General features: G+C 44.8%; 16 protein-coding genes, 5 tRNA genes and 1 pseudogene. All 22 read right to left on the reverse strand.

Annotated features, from left to right (window positions below; translation table 11 throughout):
- Window positions 1-115: 115 nt before the first annotated feature.
- The 22 genes and pseudogenes from ACUJFL_RS17745 to murB all read right to left on the reverse strand — a co-directional run bounded on the left by ACUJFL_RS17745 (window position 116) and on the right by murB (window position 22,989).
- Window positions 116-1,856 (reverse strand): annotated as a pseudogene (locus tag ACUJFL_RS17745) (acyl-CoA dehydrogenase family protein).
- A gap of 135 nt (window positions 1,857-1,991) precedes the next feature.
- Complete coding sequence (tuf, locus tag ACUJFL_RS17750) at window positions 1,992-3,176, reverse strand: elongation factor Tu (RefSeq protein WP_097113087.1); 1,185 nt, start codon at window positions 3,174-3,176, stop codon at window positions 1,992-1,994.
- A 55-nt stretch (window positions 3,177-3,231) separates the two neighbouring features.
- Window positions 3,232-5,337, reverse strand: a complete 2,106-nt coding sequence (gene fusA, locus ACUJFL_RS17755) for an elongation factor G (protein ID WP_226752334.1) — start codon at window positions 5,335-5,337, stop codon at window positions 3,232-3,234.
- A gap of 27 nt (window positions 5,338-5,364) precedes the next feature.
- Window positions 5,365-5,835, reverse strand: a complete 471-nt coding sequence (gene rpsG, locus ACUJFL_RS17760) for a 30S ribosomal protein S7 (protein ID WP_226752335.1) — start codon at window positions 5,833-5,835, stop codon at window positions 5,365-5,367.
- Between the two features lie 90 nt (window positions 5,836-5,925).
- Window positions 5,926-6,300, reverse strand: a complete 375-nt coding sequence (gene rpsL, locus ACUJFL_RS17765) for a 30S ribosomal protein S12 (protein WP_226752336.1) — start codon at window positions 6,298-6,300, stop codon at window positions 5,926-5,928.
- 153 nt (window positions 6,301-6,453) lie between these two features.
- Window positions 6,454-10,626, reverse strand: coding sequence for a DNA-directed RNA polymerase subunit beta' (gene rpoC / locus ACUJFL_RS17770; RefSeq protein WP_445428142.1), 4,173 nt, complete (start codon window positions 10,624-10,626; stop codon window positions 6,454-6,456).
- A 69-nt stretch (window positions 10,627-10,695) separates the two neighbouring features.
- The gene (gene rpoB, locus ACUJFL_RS17775) at window positions 10,696-14,721 is read right to left on the reverse strand and encodes a DNA-directed RNA polymerase subunit beta (RefSeq protein ID WP_445428143.1); all 4,026 of its coding nucleotides are present in this window, start codon (window positions 14,719-14,721) and stop codon (window positions 10,696-10,698) included.
- A 173-nt stretch (window positions 14,722-14,894) separates the two neighbouring features.
- Window positions 14,895-15,260: a 50S ribosomal protein L7/L12 gene (gene rplL / locus ACUJFL_RS17780; RefSeq protein ID WP_226752339.1), complete on the reverse strand. Its 366-nt coding sequence runs from the start codon at window positions 15,258-15,260 to the stop codon at window positions 14,895-14,897.
- A 62-nt stretch (window positions 15,261-15,322) separates the two neighbouring features.
- On the reverse strand, window positions 15,323-15,817 hold the full coding sequence (gene rplJ / locus ACUJFL_RS17785) for a 50S ribosomal protein L10 (protein ID WP_229588337.1): 495 nt from the start codon (window positions 15,815-15,817) through the stop codon (window positions 15,323-15,325).
- Window positions 15,818-16,092: 275 nt separating this feature from the next.
- The gene (rplA, locus tag ACUJFL_RS17790) at window positions 16,093-16,794 is read right to left on the reverse strand and encodes a 50S ribosomal protein L1 (protein ID WP_445425690.1); all 702 of its coding nucleotides are present in this window, start codon (window positions 16,792-16,794) and stop codon (window positions 16,093-16,095) included.
- Between the two features lie 3 nt (window positions 16,795-16,797).
- Window positions 16,798-17,226 (reverse strand): 50S ribosomal protein L11, encoded by a 429-nt coding sequence (gene rplK / locus ACUJFL_RS17795; protein ID WP_027672427.1) that lies wholly within the window; start codon window positions 17,224-17,226, stop codon window positions 16,798-16,800.
- Window positions 17,227-17,347: 121 nt separating this feature from the next.
- Window positions 17,348-17,887: a transcription termination/antitermination protein NusG gene (gene nusG, locus ACUJFL_RS17800; protein ID WP_226752342.1), complete on the reverse strand. Its 540-nt coding sequence runs from the start codon at window positions 17,885-17,887 to the stop codon at window positions 17,348-17,350.
- Window positions 17,888-17,890: 3 nt separating this feature from the next.
- Window positions 17,891-18,265, reverse strand: a complete 375-nt coding sequence (secE, locus tag ACUJFL_RS17805) for a preprotein translocase subunit SecE (protein ID WP_226752343.1) — start codon at window positions 18,263-18,265, stop codon at window positions 17,891-17,893.
- Window positions 18,266-18,348: 83 nt separating this feature from the next.
- Window positions 18,349-18,425, reverse strand: a tRNA-Trp gene (locus ACUJFL_RS17810).
- Between the two features lie 158 nt (window positions 18,426-18,583).
- Window positions 18,584-19,768 carry an elongation factor Tu gene (gene tuf / locus ACUJFL_RS17815; RefSeq protein ID WP_097113087.1) on the reverse strand — a complete coding sequence of 395 codons (1,185 nt, stop codon included), beginning with the start codon at window positions 19,766-19,768 and terminating at the stop codon, window positions 18,584-18,586.
- Between the two features lie 72 nt (window positions 19,769-19,840).
- Window positions 19,841-19,916, reverse strand: a tRNA-Thr gene (locus ACUJFL_RS17820).
- Window positions 19,917-19,926: 10 nt separating this feature from the next.
- A tRNA-Gly gene (locus tag ACUJFL_RS17825) sits at window positions 19,927-20,001 on the reverse strand.
- 32 nt (window positions 20,002-20,033) lie between these two features.
- Window positions 20,034-20,118 (reverse strand) — tRNA-Tyr (locus ACUJFL_RS17830).
- 5 nt (window positions 20,119-20,123) lie between these two features.
- A tRNA-Thr gene (locus tag ACUJFL_RS17835) sits at window positions 20,124-20,199 on the reverse strand.
- Window positions 20,200-20,310: 111 nt separating this feature from the next.
- Window positions 20,311-21,006: a type III pantothenate kinase gene (locus ACUJFL_RS17840; protein ID WP_445429109.1), complete on the reverse strand. Its 696-nt coding sequence runs from the start codon at window positions 21,004-21,006 to the stop codon at window positions 20,311-20,313.
- On the reverse strand, window positions 21,006-21,989 hold the full coding sequence (birA, locus tag ACUJFL_RS17845) for a bifunctional biotin--[acetyl-CoA-carboxylase] ligase/biotin operon repressor BirA (RefSeq protein WP_445428144.1): 984 nt from the start codon (window positions 21,987-21,989) through the stop codon (window positions 21,006-21,008). Before birA ends, ACUJFL_RS17840 begins: the two co-directional genes overlap by 1 nt.
- Window positions 21,982-22,989: a UDP-N-acetylmuramate dehydrogenase gene (gene murB, locus ACUJFL_RS17850; protein WP_445428145.1), complete on the reverse strand. Its 1,008-nt coding sequence runs from the start codon at window positions 22,987-22,989 to the stop codon at window positions 21,982-21,984. Before murB ends, birA begins: the two co-directional genes overlap by 8 nt.
- Window positions 22,990-23,218 lie beyond the last annotated feature (229 nt).

A 23,218-nucleotide genomic window follows, 5' to 3' on the forward strand; every position in this document is an offset into this window, starting at 1 on the left:
TACAGAACAATTGATAATGCAAGTGCTGTTTATTATTCCAACAGCCAACCTCAAAGCAGACGCTAATTGTACTTTGTTGCAACGTCTACCTTGAGGCTTAATAGCAAGCTATGCGTTAAAATTGATCTTCAGTAAGCGCAAACATCGCTGACCCATCGCTTTGCAAACTGCTAAATAAACCATCAACCTTTGGCAACACTTTTTGTGTATACCACATGGCTGTTTGAGTTTTAGCCGCCACGAAATCAGCACTGTGTTTAGCAGGGTTTAACGCCATGAGATTTCTTTGCCACATATAAGCATAGAGTACATAGCCCACTGCATCTAAGTAATCACAAGCATTCATACTGAGCACGGTTTGTTCTTGCGCCAATAATGAATGACTGACGTCAATTAATTGCGTTATGCGCTTTTCGACAACAACACTTATCGACGTAGGATGCGCTTTTAGCTCGAGTTGAATATCATTTAATAAGGCAAGTAACACGGCAGCTTGATCTGATGCGACTTTTCGCAACATGAAGTCAGCCGCTTGAATACCATTGGTTCCTTCATAGATCTGGGCAATTCGTACATCACGCACTAACTGCTCCATGCCCCACTCTTTTACATAACCATGACCACCGAATACTTGCTGGGCCGTAATACATGCATCTAACCCTCGATCGGTCATAAAGGCTTTGGTGATCGGTGTCAGTAAATTAGCTCGCTGTGCTGATTGGGCACAACCGTCGTATTTTGCACGATCCAGCAAATTTGCCACCCAAGTAGCGAAAGTGCGACCGGCCTCATTCATTGCTTTAATGTTAAGTAGCATTCGCCTAACATCAGCATGACCCAAAATGGCATCCGCTTTATTAGGATCCGTTTTACCGGTTCTTCCTTGTAAGCGATCTTTGGCATAAGCTAACGCATTTTGATATGCCCGCTCGGCAGCTCCTAGCCCTTGGCTACCCATCGACAAACGCTCGTAATTCATCATGGTAAACATACACGCTGAGACCACGATGCGGCTCGCCGATTAAATAACCGCGCGCACCATCAAAGTTAAGCACACAAGTAGCCGAACCATTAATACCCATCTTATGTTCGATAGAGCCAACATTGACGGCATTACGCTCTGCTAAGTCACCGTTTTCTGTCACAATAAATTTTGGTACTAGAAATAAAGAAATGCCTCGACTTCCAGCAGGTGCATCTGGCAACTTAGCTAACACTAAATGAACGATATTTGATGTCAGATCATGCTCACCAGCAGTAATAAAAATTTTGCTACCCGAAATTAAGTAACTGCCATCTGTATCGGGTTTTGCAGTTGTACGCATAATGCCTAGGTCTGAACCCGCATGAGCCTCGGTCAAACACATCGTGCCAGACCATTCACCGCTGTATAATTTTGGTAAGTAACAGGCTTTCATTTGCTCATCGGCATGCTGTAACAGGGTAACACAGGCGCCGGCGGTTAAACCTGGATATAACGAAAAAGCGATATCCGCACTACAAAGCATTTCATCAACCATCATAGAAAGCGATTTTGGCATGCCCATTCCACCAAATTCAGCATCACCACTGAGGCCAGTCCAGCCACCCTCGGATAAACTTTGATAAGCTGTGTAATAATGCTCGGGCAAACTGACTTTACCATCGGCGAGTTGTGCACCTACCGCATCTGCTATTTGGCTATAGGGAGCAAGTTGTTGCTCACAAATTTTTGCGGCCTCTTCTAAGATGGCTTTTGCTGTATCTGCTTCTATTAATTCTTGTAATTGAGGTTGCTGCTGCCAGTACTGGTCTAATTGCCAAACGTCGAACAGATTAAAACTTATGTCGTCTACAGGGGCTTGATACTGACTCATACTATCACCTTAATTACTAAACAAACTCTAGCATCGCACAGCCGAGATTTTCAAACAAGTGTTTGAATTGTTGCCTTTGCATATATTTTAAGCATAAAAAAAGGCCCCGTAGGGCCTTCTTTACATCAGTGCTAATTAAGCAATGATTTTTGATACTACGCCAGCACCTACTGTGCGGCCGCCTTCACGGATAGCGAAGCGTAAACCTTCGTCCATCGCGATTGGGCAAATCAACTCAACAACAAACTTCAGGTTGTCGCCAGGCATAACCATTTCTACGCCTTCTGGTAATTCTACTGCACCCGTTACGTCTGTTGTACGGAAGTAGAACTGTGGACGGTAGCCTTTGAAGAATGGCGTGTGACGACCACCTTCTTCTTTTGACAATACGTACACTTCGCCTTCGAACTTAGTGTGTGGCTTGATTGAACCTGGCTTCGCTAATACTTGACCACGTTCTACGTCTTCACGCTTAGTACCACGTAATAAAGCACCGATGTTCTCGCCTGCACGACCTTCGTCTAACAGCTTACGGAACATTTCTACACCAGTACAAGTAGTCGCTACAGTGTCTTTGATACCAACGATTTCTACTGTCTCACCCACTTTGATGATACCTTGCTCTACACGGCCTGTTACTACAGTACCACGACCAGCAATTGAGAATACGTCTTCGATTGGCATGATGAATGGCTTATCAATCGCACGTACTGGCTCAGGGATATACGTATCTAACGCTTCGCCTAATTCCAGGATTTTCTTTTCCCACTCAGCATCGCCTTCCAGACCTTTTAAGGCTGAACCACGGATTACTGGTAAGTCATCACCTGGGAAGTCGTAGTCTGAAAGAAGCTCACGCACTTCCATTTCTACTAATTCTAATAACTCTTCGTCATCTACCATGTCACACTTGTTCATGAACACGATGATGTAAGGTACACCAACCTGACGTGATAACAGGATGTGCTCACGCGTTTGTGGCATTGGGCCGTCAGTCGCCGCTACTACCAGAATAGCACCGTCCATCTGTGCCGCACCAGTGATCATGTTTTTAACATAGTCAGCGTGACCTGGACAGTCTACGTGTGCATAGTGACGTGTTGGTGTATCGTATTCAACGTGTGACGTGTTGATAGTGATACCACGAGCTTTTTCTTCTGGTGCTTTATCGATTTGATCGAAAGCAAATGCCTGACCGCCGTATGTCTTTGCTAATACGTTAGTGATAGCAGCTGTCAGAGTAGTTTTACCGTGGTCAACGTGGCCGATAGTACCTACGTTTACGTGCGGTTTTACGCGTTCAAATTTAGCCTTAGCCATTTATAGACCCTTCTTAGTCAAATTTAAGACCCGTTAAATCGGGACTGTTTAATCGTTAATCGTAAGCTCTACGAGAAGCAATAATTGCTTCAGTAACATTGCTTGGTGCTTCCTGATAATTCAGCGGTTCCATAGAGTAAGAGGCACGGCCCTGACTCAAAGAACGCATATTAGTTGCATAGCCAAACATTTCAGATAACGGTACATTGGCGTCGATTATCTTAATCCCGCCAGGCGCATCTTCCATACCGTTGATGATACCGCGACGACGGTTTAAATCACCAACGATATCACCCATGAAGTCATCTGGCGTAACTACCTCAACCTTCATAATAGGCTCGAGGACAACCGGCTTAGCCTGAAGAGCTCCTTTTTTGAAGCCCATAGACGCAGCGATTTTGAACGCCATTTCGTTCGAGTCAACATCGTGGTAGGAACCATCGAATACAGTAACTTTCACGTCGATTACCGGATAACCCGCTAATACACCGTTTTTCATTTGTTCCTGAACGCCCTTATCAATAGCAGGGATAAATTCTTTTGGAATCGCCCCGCCAATTACTGCGTTCTCGAACTTATAACCTTCACCCTCAGGTAACGGCTCAATCCGCAACCAGCAATGACCAAATTGGCCACGACCGCCTGACTGACGTACAAACTTACCTTCAACTTCTGTTTTGCCACGCAATGTTTCACGGTAAGACACCTGTGGTTTACCCACATTGGCCTCGACCTTAAATTCACGACGCATGCGATCAACAATGATGTCGAGGTGTAATTCACCCATACCAGAAATAATGGTTTGTGCGGTTTCTTCGTCAGTATGTACTCGGAATGACGGATCTTCTGCTGCCAGCTTGCTTAACGCTATTCCCATCTTTTCCTGATCAGCCTGTGTTCTAGGCTCAACAGCAACAGAAATAACCGGCTCAGGAAACACCATGCGTTCCAAAATAATCGGATGATCCATATCACATAAGGTATCACCCGTTGTCGTATCTTTGAGACCAATCGCAGCAGCAATATCGCCAGCGCAAACAGCCTTGATTTCCTCGCGCGCGTTAGCATGCATCTGAACGATGCGGCCAATACGCTCTTTCTTCATTTTTACTGAGTTGTATACTGCTGAGCCTGACTCAACAATACCCGAGTAAACACGGAAAAAAGTAAGAGTACCAACAAACGGGTCTGTAGCAATTTTGAATGCTAGCGCCGCAAAAGGTTCCGAATCAGCCGATTTACGAAATCCTTCAGTTTCATCAGGCAGAATACCGTTGATTGCTTTTACTTCTGTCGGTGAAGGCAGATAGTAAATAACGTTATCCAACATGGCCTGCACGCCTTTATTCTTAAAGGCAGAACCTACTTGCACTAGCACTATTTCATTACGTAACGTTAAATCACGTAATGCTTGACGTAACTCATCTTCAGTGAATTCTTCACCTTCAAGATAGCGTTCCATCATGGATTCGTTAGCATCAGCCGCTGCTTCCATCAGGTTTTGGCGCCACTCATGACATTCTTCCAGCATTTCTGCTGGGATCTCTTCATAAGTGAAGGTCATACCCTGATCTTCCTCGTTCCAGTTAATAGCCTTCATTTTGACGAGATCAACTACGCCTCTGAAGTTATCTTCTGCCCCGATTGGCAACTGAATAGGTACGCAACGTGAATTTAAACGGTCGTTCGCTTGCTTTACAACCCGCAGGAAGTTCGCACCGGTACGATCCATTTTATTCACGAAGATCATTCTAGGAACTTCGTACTTATTTGCTTGACGCCAAACTGTTTCAGTTTGAGGCTGCACACCTGATGACCCGCACAATACGACGACGGCACCATCTAGCACGCGCAAAGAACGCTCTACTTCGATAGTGAAATCTACGTGACCTGGGGTATCAATCAAGTTAATACGGTGCATATCAAACTGCTGCTGCATACCAGACCAAAAGGTCGTGGTAGCCGCAGAAGTAATAGTAATACCGCGTTCCTGCTCCTGCTCCATCCAATCCATAGTGGCTGCGCCATCATGAACTTCACCAATTTTGTGAGAGCGGCCTGTATAAAACAGGATCCGCTCAGATGTCGTAGTTTTGCCGGCATCAACGTGAGCACAGATACCAATGTTACGGTAACGTTCTATTGGAGTTGTACGTGCCAATCTACATTCCTCTTAGTTAAGAAATTCTTACCAGCGGAAGTGTGCGAACGCTTTATTCGCTTCGGCCATACGGTGCACGTCTTCACGTTTCTTAACCGCAGAACCTTTATTTTCGATTGCATCAAGCATCTCACCAGCAAGACGCTGAGCCATAGACTTTTCACCACGTTTACGGGCAGCTTCCACTAACCAACGCATAGCTAAAGCGTTACGACGTACTTGACGAACTTCACACGGCACTTGGTAGGTAGAACCACCAACACGACGTGATTTAACTTCGACTGTAGGACGAATGTTGTCTAAAGCCACTTCGAATAAATCGATGTGTTCTTTTTTAGACTTTGCAGCTGCAATTTCAAGTCCGCCGTATACAATTGATTCGGCTGTAGATTTTTTACCGTCGACCATTACGACGTTTACAAACTTTGCCAACAATTCACTTCCGAACTTAGGATCTGGAAGGATTTTACGTTGACCTATGACGCGTCTTCTAGGCATTCGAAACTCCGATTGCTTCAGGTGATTCCAAAACTTTTAATACATTAAAGAAAAAAAGTTGTTTAGTTTGGCCTTACTAACGGAGTACCGTTATTTCTTAGGCCGCTTGGCGCCGTATTTAGAACGGCCTTGTCTACGATCTTTTACGCCTGCACAGTCTAATGTGCCACGTACGGTGTGGTAACGCACACCTGGAAGGTCTTTTACCCGGCCACCGCGGATCAGCACTACGCTGTGTTCCTGCAGGTTGTGGCCTTCACCACCAATATAAGAAGACACTTCGAATCCGTTAGTTAAACGAACACGGCATACTTTACGTAATGCTGAGTTAGGCTTCTTAGGTGTAGTGGTGTATACACGGGTACAAACACCACGCTTCTGCGGGCAAGCTTCAAGCGCCGGAACGGTGCTCTTGGCTACCTTCTGGCTGCGCGGCTTACGCACTAGCTGGTTGATTGTTGCCATTAAATACTCCTGGTTAATAAATACCCAATAAACGTGAAAATTCCGCCCCCGAAATTAGGGTCGCGGAATTCTAATGGTCAAGCTTTGACCTGTCAAGTTACAATGCAATTTGCCGGCATTTTAATCACCGGCAAACGGCATCTTACTTGTTTACTAGTCGTTGCCCGATAAGTTCATGTTTAATGCATCGGTCAATGCCTGTTCGGCAGACTCTGCACTTCTTGTCGGTTCAACAACTTCATTGTTGCCAGCACGTTGACGAGCGCGATTCTGGTGATAAGCAAAACCAGTACCGGCTGGGATCAAACGGCCAACAATAACGTTCTCTTTCAAACCACGTAATTCATCAATCTTGCCTGCAACAGCAGCTTCGGTGAGAACACGGGTTGTTTCTTGGAACGACGCTGCAGAAATGAACGAGTCAGTCGACAGAGACGCTTTGGTGATACCCAGTAATGAACGTTCATACTGTGCTGGCATTTTTCCCGCGGCTTCCAGATCACGGTTTGCGATATTAACGCGCGCCACTTCTGCTTGTTCACCTTCCAAGAATTCGCTATCACCAGGGTGGGTAATAATACACTTACGCAACATTTGACGAATAATCGTTTCAATGTGCTTATCGTTGATTTTAACGCCCTGTAAGCGATATACATCCTGAACTTCGTTAACGATATAGCTGGCAACCTGGTGAATACCACGTAAACGCAGGATATCGTGAGCTGATTCAGGGCCTTCTGAAATAACTTCACCTTTCTCAATGCGTTCACCTTCGAACACATTGACTTGGCGCCACTTCTGAATCATTTCTTCATGTGCATCACCCTGTTCAGGGGTAATGATCAGGCGACGTTTGCCTTTAGTTTCTTTACCGAAGCTAATCACACCAGAGATTTCAGCCAAAATAGCTGGATCTTTCGGCTTACGTGCTTCAAATAAATCAGCTACGCGAGGTAGACCACCGGTGATGTCACGTGTCTTCGAGCTTTCTTGCGGAATACGTGCTAACACGGTACCCGTTACTACTGTGTCACCGTCGGTAACTTCGATAGTTGTAAAGCTAGGTAAACGGATCTCTTGTAAACCACCATCATCTGTTGCCAGGATCAGTTTTGGCTCTTTCGCATTGGCTTTAGCTAAATCTTTAACAACCGTTCGAGTTAAACCGGTTAACTCGTCTTGTTGTACTTCAGTGTTGGTATCATCAACATCACTGAAAGAAACCTTAGCGCCACGCTCAAGAATGATTGGGTGTGAATGTGGATCCCAGTTCGCTACAACCTGACCAGCAACGATTTTCGCGTTGTCGTCAGTGGCCATGATCGAACCGTATGGCAGTTTATAACGCTCTTTCTCGCGGCCTAAGTCATCAAATACGGTCACTTCAGCTGAACGAGAGGTAATAACAATCTTGTTATCCGCGTTACGTACAAACTTCGCATTCTGCAATTTAAGCATACCGGCATTTTTAACCTGTACGCTGTTTTCAGCAGAAGAACGCGATGCAGCACCACCGATGTGGAATGTACGCATGGTTAACTGTGTACCAGGCTCACCGATTGATTGCGCAGCAATAACACCTACAGCTTCACCAGCATTGATTAAGTGACCACGTGCTAGGTCGCGACCATAACACTTAGCACACACACCAAAGTCAGTTTGACAGGTAATTACTGAACGCACATGTACTTCATCAATCGAGTTCTGTTCAATAATGTCACACAGCTGTTCATCAAGCATGGTGCCGTCAGCGACAAGAACTTCTTCGGTAGTTGGCGATAAAATATCACCGATAACCACACGACCCAGTACTCGCTCACGTAGACCTTCAACCACGTCACCACCTTCAATCAGCGGCTTCATGATAATACCTTGCTCAGAACCACAGTCTTGCTCAGTCACCACTAAATCTTGTGCTACATCGACTAAACGACGCGTTAAGTAACCCGAGTTAGCTGTCTTCAATGCAGTATCGGCAAGACCTTTACGCGCACCGTGCGTTGAAATGAAGTACTGTAATACACTCAGACCTTCGCGGAAGTTTGCGGTAATGGGCGTTTCGATGATTGAACCATCTGGTTTTGCCATCAGACCACGCATTGCGGCTAACTGACGGATCTGCGCCGGAGAACCCCGAGCGCCTGAGTCAGCCATCATATAAACAGAGTTAAATGATTGTTGCTCAACAGTATTACCATCACGGTCAACCACATTCTCTTTCGAGAGGTTGTCCATCATCGCTTTAGATAAGCTTTCGTTGGCATTTGACCAAATATCGATAACTTTGTTGTATTTTTCACCGGCTGTTACCAAACCTTGCTGGAACTGGTCTTGAATTTCGGCTACTTCATTTTCAGCATCATCGATGATCTTAGTTTTCGAGTCAGGGATGACCATGTCATCAATACCAACAGAAACACCTGATAACATCGCATAATGGAAACCGGTATACATGATTTGGTCAGCCAAAATAACGGTTTTCTTCAAACCGATACGGCGATAAGCACCATTCAATAAGCGAGAAATTTGTTTCTTGCCCATGGCTTGGTTAACTGATTCAAAACTCATACCTTCCGGCAGGATTGAATACAGAATTGCACGACCTACTGTTGTATCTTTCACTTCCGTTGTTTCAGTACGGCTACCATCTTCAGCAAATTCAACTTCAGTGATACGCACTTTAACTTTAGCATGTAAGCTTGCACAGTCTGCACGGAAGGCTTTTTCAGCTTCTTTCGCGCTCTTGAACATCATGCCTTCGCCTTTCGCGTTAACCGCTTGGCGAGTCATGTAATACAGACCTAATACAACGTCCTGTGAAGGAACAATGATTGGCTCACCATTGGCGGGTGACAGTACGTTATTCGTTGACATCATCAACGCACGCGCTTCTAACTGCGCTTCGATAGTTAACGGTACGTGTACCGCCATTTGGTCACCATCGAAGTCGGCGTTATAAGCCGCACACACTAATGGGTGCAGTTGAATCGCTTTACCTTCAATCAGCACAGGTTCGAAAGCTTGAATACCTAAACGGTGCAGTGTTGGTGCACGGTTTAACAATACAGGGTGTTCACGAATGACTTCGTCTAACACATCCCATACCGCGCCTTCTTCGCGCTCAACCATTTTCTTAGCCGCTTTAATGGTGGTGGCTAAACCACGCGCTTCAAGCTTGCCGTAAATAAAAGGTTTGAACAGCTCAAGAGCCATTTTCTTCGGTAAACCACACTGGTGTAAACGCAGTGTAGGACCTACGGTGATAACCGAACGACCAGAATAGTCAACACGCTTACCTAACAAGTTCTGACGGAAGCGACCTTGCTTACCTTTGATCATGTCAGCTAACGATTTTAATGGACGCTTGTTAGAACCGGTAATAGCACGACCACGACGACCGTTATCTAATAGCGCATCAACCGCTTCTTGTAACATACGTTTTTCGTTGCGTACGATAATGTCTGGTGCAGACAAATCTAATAAACGCTTCAAACGGTTGTTACGGTTAATCACACGACGGTATAAATCGTTAAGATCTGACGTGGCAAAACGGCCACCATCCAATGGAACTAATGGACGTAAATCTGGCGGTAATACCGGTAAAACAGTCATGATCATCCACTCAGGCTTATTGCCAGAGGTGTGGAATGATTCCATTAACTTAAGACGCTTACTGATCTTCTTACGCTTGGTTTCAGAGTTAATCGTAGGTAACTCTTCACGCATTTGTTTGATTTCAGTTGGCAGTTCAATACCTTTCAGAATATCCAGAATCGCTTCTGCACCCATCTTGGCTTCGAACTCATCACCATGTTCTTCTAACACGTCTAGATATTCTTCTTCAGTTAACATCTGACGACGCTCTAAAGAAGTCATACCCGGCTCGGTAACAACATAGCTTTCGAAATATAATACACGTTCGATATCACGCAAGGTCATATCTAACAGTAAACCGATACGGCTGGGCAGCGACTTTAAAAACCAAATGTGCGCGGTTGGGCTAGCCAACTCGATATGACCCATACGCTCACGACGTACTTTTGTTAAGGTCACTTCTACGCCACATTTTTCACAGATTACGCCACGGTGCTTTAAACGTTTGTACTTACCACACAAACACTCGTAGTCTTTTACTGGGCCAAAGATACGTGCACAGAATAAACCGTCACGCTCTGGTTTAAAGGTACGGTAATTGATCGTCTCGGGCTTTTTCACTTCACCAAACGACCATGAACGGATCATGTCTGGCGAAGATAAGCCGATACGAATAACATCAAACTCTTCAGTCTTAGTTTGTTGTTTCAGAAACTTTAATAAGTCTTTCACCTTTGCTCTCCTGTAAGAGGTAAACCGGAATGGGGCAGCTTACTGACTGCCCCCCAACACAAGGTCGGTTTATTCCTCTTCCAATTCGATATTAATACCGAGCGAACGGATTTCTTTCATTAATACGTTGAAAGATTCTGGCATGCCAGGTTCCATTCTGTGGTCGCCGTCAACGATGTTTTTATACATCTTGGTACGACCGTTGACGTCATCAGACTTAACGGTAAGCATTTCTTGTAGGGTATAAGCCGCACCATATGCTTCTAATGCCCATACTTCCATCTCACCGAAGCGCTGACCACCGAACTGTGCCTTACCACCCAGCGGCTGCTGAGTAACCAGGCTGTAAGAGCCAGTAGAACGCGCGTGCATCTTATCATCAACCAAGTGGTTCAGTTTCAGCATGTACATGTAACCGACAGTAACCTTCCGTTCGAAAGTATTACCGGTACGACCATCATATAACGCGATTTGACCGCTGGCAGGTAAGTCACCTAACTCAAGCAATTGCTTGATTTCAGATTCTTTCGCACCATCGAATACTGGCGTAGCGACTGGCAGACCTTTGCGTAAGTTCTGAGCCAAACGACGCACTTCATCATCAGTGAAGCTTTCAATATCAACGTTCTGACGTGATTCACCTAAAGCATAAACCTTTTTCAGGAAGTCACGGATTTCCGCCGTTTCTTTCTGTTCTTTGATCATGCCGTCAATCTTGTCACCGATACCACGAGCGGCTAAGCCTAAGTGCGTTTCTAAGATCTGACCGATGTTCATCCGCGAAGGTACACCCAATGGGTTAAGTACGATATCAACCGGCTGACCTTTATCATCGTATGGCATATCTTCAACTGGCACGATAGTAGAGATTACACCCTTGTTACCGTGACGGCCGGCCATTTTATCACCTGGCTGGATACGACGTTTTACCGCAAGGTAAACTTTAACGATTTTCAGTACGCCTGGTGCTAAATCATCACCTTGAACAATCTTGCGACGCTTAGCTTCGAACTTCTTGTCGTACTCAACACGGATTTCTTCGTATTGCGTTGCTAATTGCTCAAGATCGTTCTGCTTATCTTCGTCACTTAGGCTTTGATTAAATAACGCATCACCTTTCAACGTATTCAGCTTGGCGCGATCTAAACCACTTTGCTCTAACAAGTTACGTGCACGGTCGAAGATACCTGCTTCAAGAATACGGAACTCTTCATTCAGATCTTTCTTCGCTTGTTTGACTTCCATCTCTTCGATTTCGCGAGCGCGTTTATCTTTTTCAACGCCGTCACGAGTAAAGACTTGGACATCAATAACCGTACCGGTCACTGAGTTTGGTACACGTAAAGACGTATCTTTAACGTCAGACGCTTTCTCACCAAAAATAGCACGAAGTAGTTTTTCTTCTGGTGTAAGCTGGCTTTCACCTTTCGGGGTGACTTTACCCACCAGAATGTCACCACCTTTCACTTCGGCGCCAATGTAAACAATACCGGCTTCGTCTAGTTTAGACAGCGCAGATTCGCCTACGTTAGGAATATCACCCGTGATTTCTTCAGGCCCAAGCTTAGTATCACGAGCAATACAGCTTAATTCCTGGATATGGATAGTGGTTAAACGATCTTCTTGTACTAAACGCTCAGATAATAAAATCGAATCTTCGAAGTTGTAACCGTTCCATGGCATGAAAGCCACGCGTAAGTTTTGGCCTAATGCAAGTTCGCCTAAATCAGTAGAAGGACCATCAGCCAAGACATCACCACGTTCAATTGGCTCACCGTGGTTGACACATGGACGTTGGTTAATACAAGTATTTTGGTTAGAACGGGTGTATTTGGTTAAGTTGTAGATATCGATACCGGCTTCGCCAGCAACCATTTCATCTTCATTAACCTTAATAACAATACGGCTGGCATCGACGTAATCGATAACACCACCACGTTTCGCTACCACAGTTACACCTGAGTCTTTCGCTACAACGCGCTCAATACCTGTACCTACTAACGGCTTATCAGCCCGTAAGGTAGGTACTGCTTGACGTTGCATGTTCGAACCCATCAATGCACGGTTAGCATCATCGTGCTCTAAGAACGGAATTAAGGCTGCTGCAACAGACACAATCTGTTGTGGTGCCACGTCCATATACTGCACTTCAGCTGAGGCCATTAACGTGAATTCGTTTTTAAAACGACACGGTACTAAAGCATCAACTAAACGGTTGTCTGCATCTAACTCAGCGTTGGCCTGAGCGATAACAAAGTTACCCTCTTCAATTGCAGATAAGAAATCGACTTCATCAGTCACACTACCGTTTTCAATACGACGGTAAGGGGTTTCTAAGAAACCATATTCGTTAGTTTGCGCAAAAATCGATAACGAGTTAATCAAACCGATGTTTGGACCTTCTGGCGTTTCGATTGGACATACCCGACCATAGTGCGTTGGGTGTACGTCACGAACTTCGAAACCAGCACGTTCACGTGTAAGACCGCCAGGGCCAAGTGCTGAAATACGACGTTTGTGCGTCACTTCTGACAATGGGTTGTTCTGATCCATAAATTGAGAAAGTTGGCTTGAACCAAAGAACTCTTTTACAGCAGCAGAAATAGGCTTAGCGTTAATTAAGTCTTGTGGCATAACCGCATCCAGATCGCCTAAAGACAGACGCTCTTTCACAGCACGCTCAACACGAACTAAACCAACACGGAATTGGTTTTCCGCCATTTCGCCAACAGAACGGATCCGACGGTTACCTAAGTGGTCGATGTCATCAACTTCGCCATTACCGTTACGGATATCAATTAAGACTTTCATTACCGCTAAAATATCTTCTTTGCTCAGTACACCGGTACCTGTGCCATCTTCGAAACCAACACGACGGTTGAATTTCATCCGACCGACTGTTGATAAGTCGTAACGATCTTCTGAGAAGAATAAATTTTCAAATAAAGTATCTGCAGCTTCGCGCGTTGGCGGTTCACCAGGACGCATCATCCGGTAAATTTCTACCAGGGCTTCCATCCGGTTGCTGCTAGGATCGATACGGATAGTTTCTGAGACATAAGAACCCTGATCCAAATCGTTGATGTATAAGGTTTCGAAACTTTCGTAGCCTGCTTTTGCTAGTTTTGCTAACAGCTCTAATGTGAGCTCTGCGTTCGCCTCGGCAATAATCTCTCCGGTTGAACGGTCAGCGTAATTTTTCGCTAGGACACGACCTACCACATATTCATGTGGTACTTCCATCATGGTCATACCGGTTTTTTCCAGCTGACGCACATGACGGGCAGTAATACGACGACCATGTTCTACGATCACTTCGCCATCGTTATCTTTAATATCAAATGCAGCTGTTTCACCGCGTAAACGGTTGGCTACTACTTCCATCAGAATTTTGCCGTCTTTGATATCAAAACGGGTATTTTCAAAGAAAGTAGCCAGAATTTCTTCTGTGCTCAGTTCAAGTGCACGTAATAGGATAGTCGCTGGTAATTTACGGCGACGATCGATACGCACGAACAAGTTATCTTTAGCGTCAAATTCAAAGTCTAACCATGACCCACGGTATGGGATCACGCGAGCATTATATAAGACTTTACCAGACGAGTGCGTCTTACCACGGTCGTGGTCGAAGAACACACCTGGACTACGGTGTAACTGAGAAACGATAACGCGCTCAGTACCATTAATAACAAAGGTACCATTTTCGGTCATCAACGGGATTTCACCCATATAGACTTCTTGTTCACGGATATCTTTGATTGTGCCTGGCGCTTCTTTGTCAAACAGCACCATCCGCAGCTTAACCCGTAAAGGTGCCGAATAGGTTACACCACGGATTTGACATTCTTTAACGTCAAAAACAGGTTCCCCGATACGGTAGCTAACATACTGCAATTCCGCACTGCCTGAATAGCTTTTGATTGGAAAAACAGAGCGGAAAGCGGCTTCTAAACCGTATCCACCTTCAGGATCTGGCTCGATAAATTTGCTGAATGATTCGATTTGAATCGACAACAGGTATGGCACATCCAATACTTCCGGACGTTTGCCGAAGTCCTTACGGATACGTTTCTTCTCAGAATAAGAGTAAGTCATGGGGTTCCTCAGCTTGCTGATTTTTTTCCCAACCACCTTATCGGTGGCTTATGTTACCAGACCTGGTAACAGCAGGGGTGGGGAAATCATTGTCCCACAGCGCAAAAAGGCCGGTGATTAATTCATCACCAGCCCGGCCTGAAATTCAGGCAGCTAATCTGGTATTAACCAGATTATTTGATTTCAACAGATGCACCAGCTTCTTCAAGATCTTTCTTGAGAGCTTCTGCTTCTGCTTTAGAAACGCCTTCTTTGATTGCAGCTGGAGCGCTTTCAACCAAGTCTTTCGCTTCTTTCAGGCCTAAACCTGTTGCGCCACGTACTGCTTTGATAACAGATACTTTGTTTGCGCCAACAGCAGCCAATACTACGTTGAATTCAGTTTGTTCTTCAACAGCGGCAGCTGGACCAGCTGCAACAGCTACTGCAGCAGCAGCAGAAACACCGAATTTTTCTTCCATTGCAGATACTAATTCAACAACTTCCATTACAGACATTGCTGCGATTGCATCTAAGATTTGATCTTTAGTCACTGACATTGCGCAGATTCCTAAATTATGGGCCTTGGCCCGAATTAAACTCTACAAAACCAAACGTATAATTACGCGGCTTGCTCTTGTTTTTGGTCGCGAACCGCGGCAATTGTACGTACAAGTTTGCCGGCAGCTGCCTCTTTCATGGTGCTCATCAAGCGTGCAATAGCTTCGTCGTATGTTGGTAACGATGCTAACACGTCGATGTTCACTGTGGTACCGTTGAAAGCTGCACCTTTAAGCTCGAAGTTTTTGTTTTCTTTCGCGAAATCTTTGAAGATACGCGCTGCAGCACCTGGGTGCTCTTTAGAAAACGCAACTAATGTCGGGCCTACGAATACCTCTTTCAGACACTCAAATTCGGTGCCATCTACTGCGCGGCGAGCTAGGGTGTTACGGACCACTTTGACCCAAACACCAGCTTCACGTGCTTGCTTACGCAGAGCAGTGATCTTGCCTACAGTGACACCACGAGCGTCTGCGACTACCGCAGATAAAGCACCTTTGGCAGCTTCCTGGACTTCAGCAACAATTGCTTTTTTGTCATCAAGCTTTATAGCCATTGGCTCTTAACTCCTGGTTCATCCGGACTTTATGTCCGGTTTCCTACACAACGTTGACAATATGCCAACGCGCGATTTACGGTGAGACCAGAACGAATTTAATTCTTTCTGGGGCCTACACCGTCTGCGTAGGTTGTTTTTTTTAAGTCACGCCTTTCAAAAGAAACTTGTGACACCTACGGTCTTGGACGGAAGCCAGTACTTCAATGAAGTCTGGCTTCTACCCTAAAAACGAGGGCGAGATTATAAATTAACCACGCCCTGGTGTAAAGCGCTTAGACAGTGGCGCTTAAAGATGCTTGGTTTAATGTTAAACCGGCACCGTGAGTAGAAGAAAGCGTTACTTTTTTGATGTAGATACCTTTAGCAACTGAAGGCTTAGCACGCTTCAGAGCAACCAGTAACGACTCTAAGTTTTCTTTCAACTTGTCAGCGTCAAAATCGATTTTACCGATAGTAGAATGGATAATACCATTCTTATCATTACGGTAACGGATTTGACCCGCTTTGGCGTTCTTAACTGCTTCAGCTACGTTTGGTGTAACTGTGCCAGTTTTCGGGTTAGGCATTAAACCACGAGGGCCTAAAATTTGACCTAACATACCGACAACACGCATAGCATCTGGAGACGCGATAACAACGTCAAAATCCATTACGCCTTTCTTAACTTGTTCAGCTAAGTCTTCCATACCTACGATGTCAGCACCAGCGGCTTTAGCAGCTTCGGCGTTAGCACCTTGTGTAAATACGGCAACGCGAACAGTACGACCCGTACCGTGTGGCAACACTGTTGCACCACGAACGTTTTGATCAGACTTACGAGCGTCGATACCTAGGTTTACTGCAACGTCAACGCTCTCAAGGAACTTGCCGGCAGATAATTCTTTTAACAAAGCAACTGCTTCGTTGATGTCATATTCGCGAGTAGAATCTACTTTAGAGCGGATTAACTTAGCGCGTTTTGTTAATTTAGCCATCGATTAGCCCTCCACCACTAAGCCCATAGAACGAGCAGTACCTTCAATGGTACGCACCGCAGCAGCATGATCTGCAGCTGTTAAATCAGGTTGTTTGATCTTAACGATTTCATCAACCTGTGCAGCTGTAATCTTACCGACTTTCTGGGTATTAGGACGACCTGAACCGCCTTTTAAACCGGCTGCTTTCAATAATAAGAAAGACGCTGGTGGGGTACGAGTTTCGAACGTGAAAGAACGATCGCTATATACTGTAATAACAACAGGAATTGGCATGCCTTTTTCAAGACTTTCTGTACGAGCGTTGAAGCCTTTACAGAATTCCATGATGTTAACACCGTGTTGACCTAACGCCGGACCAACTGGTGGTGACGGGTTTGCCATACCGGCTTTTACCTGCAATTTAATGAGTGCAGTGACTTTCTTTGCCATGTTTCACCTCTGTGATTGGGTCTTAGCCTCGTAAATGCGAGGACACTTACTCAAACGGCTTCCCATACGATAAAAAGGGCGCAGATTATATTTTAATCAGCGCCCCGTTACAAGCTGTAAATCAAGCTTTTTCGACTTGACCGAATTCTAACTCGACCGGAGTTGCACGACCAAAAATGAGTACCGAGACTTTTACGCGGCTTTTTTCATAGTCAACTTCTTCGACTACGCCGTTAAAGTCTGCGAAAGGTCCTTCTGTAACACGAACCACTTCACCGGCTTCAAACAAGGTTTTCGGCTTCGGCTTATCAATATTGTCTTGTAAGCGATTCAAAATGGTCAGTGCTTCTTTTTCAGAAATAGGTGCTGGACGGTCAGAAGTACCACCGATAAAACCCAGCACGCGCGGCACACTTTTCACTAAATGCCAAGCTTCTTCGCACATTTCCATTTGTACTAATACGTAACCAGGGAAAAACTTGCGCTCAGATTTACGTTTTTGACCGGCACGCATTTCCACAACTTCTTCAGTGGGTACTAATACTTCACCAAACTTTTCTTCCATTTGATGAATTTTAATGTGTTCACGTAGTGAGGTAGCAACTCGCTGTTCGAAACCTGAAAAGGCCTGCACTACATACCAACGCATTTTTCCTGCCATGAGTTAACCCCCTAGTCCGGTAAAGAAGGAGACGACGCGTAATAAAATAGCATCGAGGCCCCACAAAATAAGCCCCATAATAACAGTGGCAATAAGAACAATAATAGTGGTCTGCATGGTCTCTTGACGAGTTGGCCAAACCACTTTCCGGATTTCAGTACGTGACTCTTTGGCGAAATTAAGGAAAGTTTTGCCTTTGTAAGTCTGTGCAGCTACAAAGCCCGCAGCGGCAACTAATACAACAATGGCAATAGCCTTTTCCAGACTAGATAACTCGTAAAGATAATTACCAACCACGACTAATGATAGGATCACTAGTACTAACAACCATTTAACCAGATCTAATCCGCTTTTTGGGGTTTCGCTTGTTGCACTCATGCTTCACTCACTTAATAGGCTTACTTATGTTGTTCTCATAACAAACATAACAGCACGGACGGCATATCCGAGCTTGAAAATAGTGGCAGGGGCAGAGGGATTCGAACCCCCAACCATCGGTTTTGGAGACCGCTGTTCTACCAATTGGAACTATGCCCCTACAAAAACATAACGACGAAAATCACCTGTCGCTAAATAGCCGCTCATTATACTGTCTTAGCAGACTAAAACAAGCTTACAATGCAGCAGCTTGGCAATTCAGCAGTTTTTTTTAGCGACAAAAAAGGCCCCGTAGGGCCTTCTTTACATCAGTGCTAATTAAGCAATGATTTTTGATACTACGCCAGCACCTACTGTGCGGCCGCCTTCACGGATAGCAAAGCGTAAACCTTCGTCCATCGCGATTGGGCAAATCAATTCAACAACAAACTTCAGGTTGTCGCCAGGCATAACCATTTCTACGCCTTCTGGTAATTCTACTGCACCCGTTACGTCTGTTGTACGGAAGTAGAACTGTGGACGGTAGCCTTTGAAGAATGGCGTGTGACGACCACCTTCTTCTTTTGACAATACGTACACTTCGCCTTCGAACTTAGTGTGTGGCTTGATTGAACCTGGCTTCGCTAATACTTGACCACGTTCTACGTCTTCACGCTTAGTACCACGTAATAAAGCACCGATGTTCTCGCCTGCACGACCTTCGTCTAACAGCTTACGGAACATTTCTACACCAGTACAAGTAGTCGCTACAGTGTCTTTGATACCAACGATTTCTACTGTCTCACCCACTTTGATGATACCTTGCTCTACACGGCCTGTTACTACAGTACCACGACCAGCAATTGAGAATACGTCTTCGATTGGCATGATGAATGGCTTATCAATCGCACGTACTGGCTCAGGGATATACGTATCTAACGCTTCACCTAATTCCAGGATTTTCTTTTCCCACTCAGCATCGCCTTCCAGACCTTTTAAGGCTGAACCACGGATTACTGGTAAGTCATCACCTGGGAAGTCGTAGTCTGAAAGAAGCTCACGCACTTCCATTTCTACTAATTCTAATAACTCTTCGTCATCTACCATGTCACACTTGTTCATGAACACGATGATGTAAGGTACACCAACCTGACGTGATAACAGGATGTGCTCACGCGTTTGTGGCATTGGGCCGTCAGTCGCCGCTACTACCAGAATAGCACCGTCCATCTGTGCCGCACCAGTGATCATGTTTTTAACATAGTCAGCGTGACCTGGACAGTCTACGTGTGCATAGTGACGTGTTGGTGTATCGTATTCAACGTGTGACGTGTTGATAGTGATACCACGAGCTTTTTCTTCTGGTGCTTTATCGATTTGATCGAAAGCAAATGCCTGACCGCCGTATGTCTTTGCTAATACGTTAGTGATAGCAGCTGTCAGAGTAGTTTTACCGTGGTCAACGTGGCCGATAGTACCTACGTTTACGTGCGGTTTTACGCGTTCAAATTTAGCCTTAGCCATAAGTAACCCTTATTAAAACAAAACGGCGGAATAAAAAATTAATTGTAAAGCGAACGAGGGAGGCATGCAAGATGGTGCTGATACCCAGAATCGAACTGGGGACCTCATCCTTACCAAGGATGCGCTCTACCGCCTGAGCTATATCAGCAACTTGTAACTGGAGCGGGCAGCGGGAATCGAACCCGCATCTTCAGCTTGGAAGGCTGAGGTAATAGCCATTATACGATGCCCGCGGCCTACTCGTAGCTATTCTTCTGACGAAGAATGGTGGAGGGGGAAGGATTCGAACCTTCGAAGGCAGTGCCGGCAGATTTACAGTCTGATCCCTTTGGCCACTCGGGAACCCCTCCACTAATGGTGCCGCTTATCCGAGTCGAACGGATGACCTACTGATTACAAGTCAGTTGCTCTACCAACTGAGCTAAAGCGGCACTACGTCAGTGGGTGCGAATTCTAGTAGAATGGTGGGGATGGCGCAACAAGAAAAACAGAAAAAAGCATAAATTATTAGCTGAACGGCTAATTGTTGTGCGATCCCGCGTTTAAGTTGCAATATATCGCGCTATGCCGCGAAAAATCAGTAAAGGATCCAGTTGTACCGGCAAGTCAGACAGATATTGAGCCAACTTTGGTGCATCACCCCCCGTGAGGAAGATAACGTCGGTTGGTTTTAACTGCCAACCAGCACGAATAGCACCACATAATGCTGCAAGAGCACCATTTTTAACGCAATCTTGTGTATTAACGCCTAAGATTAATTCCTGACTATCATCTGGAGTACTGCCTACTCTTGCCGTATTTTTTATTACCGCTTCTTGTTGCAAGCGAAGACCAGGGATAATCCAACCGCCTTGGTGTTGCTGTGACTTATCTAACCAATCAATAGTTAAAGCCGTACCGGCATCTACTATCATTAGATTTTTCGCCTGCAACAAGCTATCAGCGCCTAAAATGGCTAACCAACGATCAACCCCTAATCGCTCAGGTGTGGTATAACGATTAACCACGCCAAAAGCAGCTGTTTGGCTGACTAATCTGTACCAAGGCAAATGCGTTAAACCCAGTGTATGCTGTAACTGCTCAACATGTTCATCAAAACCCACGCAAGCAACGTATACAGCAATGAAGCGATAAGGTGCTATTGATTGCAGGTTTAAATCAGACAGTAGCGTAAACTTACCATTTTCATAAATTACGGCTTTTGTGCGTGAGTTACCAATATCTAACAGTAAATACATCAAGTCGCCGCTCTTAAACTAACTTCACCACCAAAGTAAGCGACAATTTGTCCCGCATGCTCTAACAAAATCGCTCCCTGATTATCAACTCCCTTGCAAACACCGGTTGCGCTTGCACTTCCTGATAAAGTCACTGTTTGCTGAGCGTATAAATTCAACTGATTAAAAGATTCTTGAAACGGTGCAAAACCTGTTTGCTGGAACTGTTTTAAGGCACGGGTTAAGGCACTTTGTAAATGCACGACTAATTCATTGCGATTGATAGCATGATCAGTCGCTGTAGCCAGATCAGCATAGGGTTGATCAATATGCTGCAAAGCTTGTAGTGGTAATTGCACGTTAATACCAATCCCTATTACTACATGGCAAGCGCCATCAGCCTGCCCCACTAATTCAACTAAAATTCCAGCCACTTTTCGATTATCGATGTAGATATCGTTTGGCCATTTCATCTTGGTCGAAATCTGATAATAACGTTGTAAAACCTGACATAAGGCACAACCAGCAACAATACTTAAACCCATAGCAGCTTGAATACCCTGCTCAAGCTTCCAGTAATAACTAAAATATAAATTACTGCCAAAAGGTGAATACCAGCTACGCCCGCGTCGTCCACGCCCTGCCGTTTGTGCTTCAGCCACAATGACACTGGCGCTGGCAAGGTCTTTATTACTTTGTAAGGCCTGCATCAACTGTAAGTTAGTAGAATCAGTGATATGCTGGACTAACACCGGCGCACTTTGAGCAGGTTGAAGTTGGCGGATAATGGCCGCATCGAGCAAGACAATGGGTTTGGTTAAAGCATAGCCTTTACCTTTCACTTTATATATGTCTAGACCGACCAACTCTAATTCTGCGATGTAATTCGCAATTGCCGTACGACTGATGCCAAAATGATTGGCAAGTACTTGACCGGAATGAAATTTCCCATCAGCTAATACGCTGAGTAATTGCCGCTGTACTTGTAGGTTAGCTTTAGACATAAGCCATGCCATCTTTATTTAACATGCGAACTTCAGGCTCCAGCAAGATAGCATAGCGATCTTTAACTTTACCGATGATCATATTTACTAACGCTAATAATGACTCTGCAGTCCCGTTACCATAGTTAACTAATACTAACGGCTGACGCTCATAACAACCGACATCATTTAAACGATAACCTTTGAATCCTAATTGGTCGATCAACCAAGCTGCTGGCACTTTGACGTTATCGGCGACAATATAACCTGGGATTCTTGGAAATTGCTGCTGGAGTAAATGATAAGCATGCAAAGAAATTATGGGATTCTTAAAAAAACTGCCACAATTTGCCAGCTTTCTATAATCAGGAAGCTTACTCTGTCTTGTAGCAATGACTTGGGCGTATATTTCTTGTAAAGACGCGCTATCAGATAAGGCATCTAAACCCGCATAATTAAGAACACGTTTCGGTTTTTTCTGTAGGGTAATACCTACGGCAATGACCAATCCCTTACTAGTTAAACTTTGTTTAAATAGACTGTCTCGATAACCAAATAGACAATCATCTGCCGGGAATCGGTGTACGGATTGGTCAGCCCATGAGTAAAAATCGACATAATCACAAACATCTGCAAATTCAACACCATAAGCACCAATATTTTGTATAGGTGCTGCACCAACAGATCCTGGTATTAATGCCAGATTCTCGATACCCCAAAGCTTTGAGTCCACTGCCCAACTAACTAATTGATGCCAATTGTGACCCGCTTCTACATGGAGGTTTACAGTATCAAGCGTCTCATTCAATATCGTTCGTTGAGATGAAGTAAAACGTAATATAGGACGTGATTGCTCAGTTAGAAAAATGGTATTGCTGCCCTCGCCTAAAATAATAGGAGCAGAATCGATGTTAATCGTATTGAGTTCGTTAACATCTTGCACTTCTATTACTTGCTGCAACGATGTTTTTAAACGAAATGTAGAGTAAGCCTCAGCAGCTTGATTCTGTAAGAAAAGCATAGCAAACACCGATAAACCGAATGCGGCAATTCTAAAGGTGCTACTGTGTAAGCGCAAACATAAACTAGAATAAATATACCGTGTATAGCATGGTTATCTAATATTGATCGCTGCAGCAATGCGTGGCATAGCTTTATCAATCTTACTGCAAGTGCGATTTGATTGTGGCTAGTGACGCGGCAGCACTTATCAAGCGTTAAGATACAAAGGTATACACGGTGAGTTTTTT

This window comes from Alishewanella sp. HL-SH05 (genome assembly GCF_052655985.1).

Bases quoted from the DNA above. Each gene is read 5' to 3' on its own strand.
- secE (WP_226752343.1), bottom strand. From the start codon at position 18,265: ATGAGTGCAACAAGCGAAACCCCAAAAAGCGGATTAGATCTGGTTAAA.
- murB (WP_445428145.1), bottom strand. From the start codon at position 22,989: ATGCTTTTCTTACAGAATCAAGCTGCTGAGGCTTACTCTACATTTCGT.
- rplL (WP_226752339.1), bottom strand. From the start codon at position 15,260: ATGTCAGTGACTAAAGATCAAATCTTAGATGCAATCGCAGCAATGTCT.
- rpsL (WP_226752336.1), bottom strand. From the start codon at position 6,300: ATGGCAACAATCAACCAGCTAGTGCGTAAGCCGCGCAGCCAGAAGGTA.
- birA (WP_445428144.1), bottom strand. From the start codon at position 21,989: ATGTCTAAAGCTAACCTACAAGTACAGCGGCAATTACTCAGCGTATTA.
- ACUJFL_RS17840 (WP_445429109.1), bottom strand. From the start codon at position 21,006: ATGTATTTACTGTTAGATATTGGTAACTCACGCACAAAAGCCGTAATT.
- tuf (WP_097113087.1), bottom strand. From the start codon at position 19,768: ATGGCTAAGGCTAAATTTGAACGCGTAAAACCGCACGTAAACGTAGGT.
- tuf (WP_097113087.1), bottom strand. From the start codon at position 3,176: ATGGCTAAGGCTAAATTTGAACGCGTAAAACCGCACGTAAACGTAGGT.
- rpsG (WP_226752335.1), bottom strand. From the start codon at position 5,835: ATGCCTAGAAGACGCGTCATAGGTCAACGTAAAATCCTTCCAGATCCT.
- nusG (WP_226752342.1), bottom strand. From the start codon at position 17,887: ATGGCAGGAAAAATGCGTTGGTATGTAGTGCAGGCCTTTTCAGGTTTC.
- rpoB (WP_445428143.1), bottom strand. From the start codon at position 14,721: ATGACTTACTCTTATTCTGAGAAGAAACGTATCCGTAAGGACTTCGGC.
- rplK (WP_027672427.1), bottom strand. From the start codon at position 17,226: ATGGCAAAGAAAGTCACTGCACTCATTAAATTGCAGGTAAAAGCCGGT.
- rplJ (WP_229588337.1), bottom strand. From the start codon at position 15,817: ATGGCTATAAAGCTTGATGACAAAAAAGCAATTGTTGCTGAAGTCCAG.
- rplA (WP_445425690.1), bottom strand. From the start codon at position 16,794: ATGGCTAAATTAACAAAACGCGCTAAGTTAATCCGCTCTAAAGTAGAT.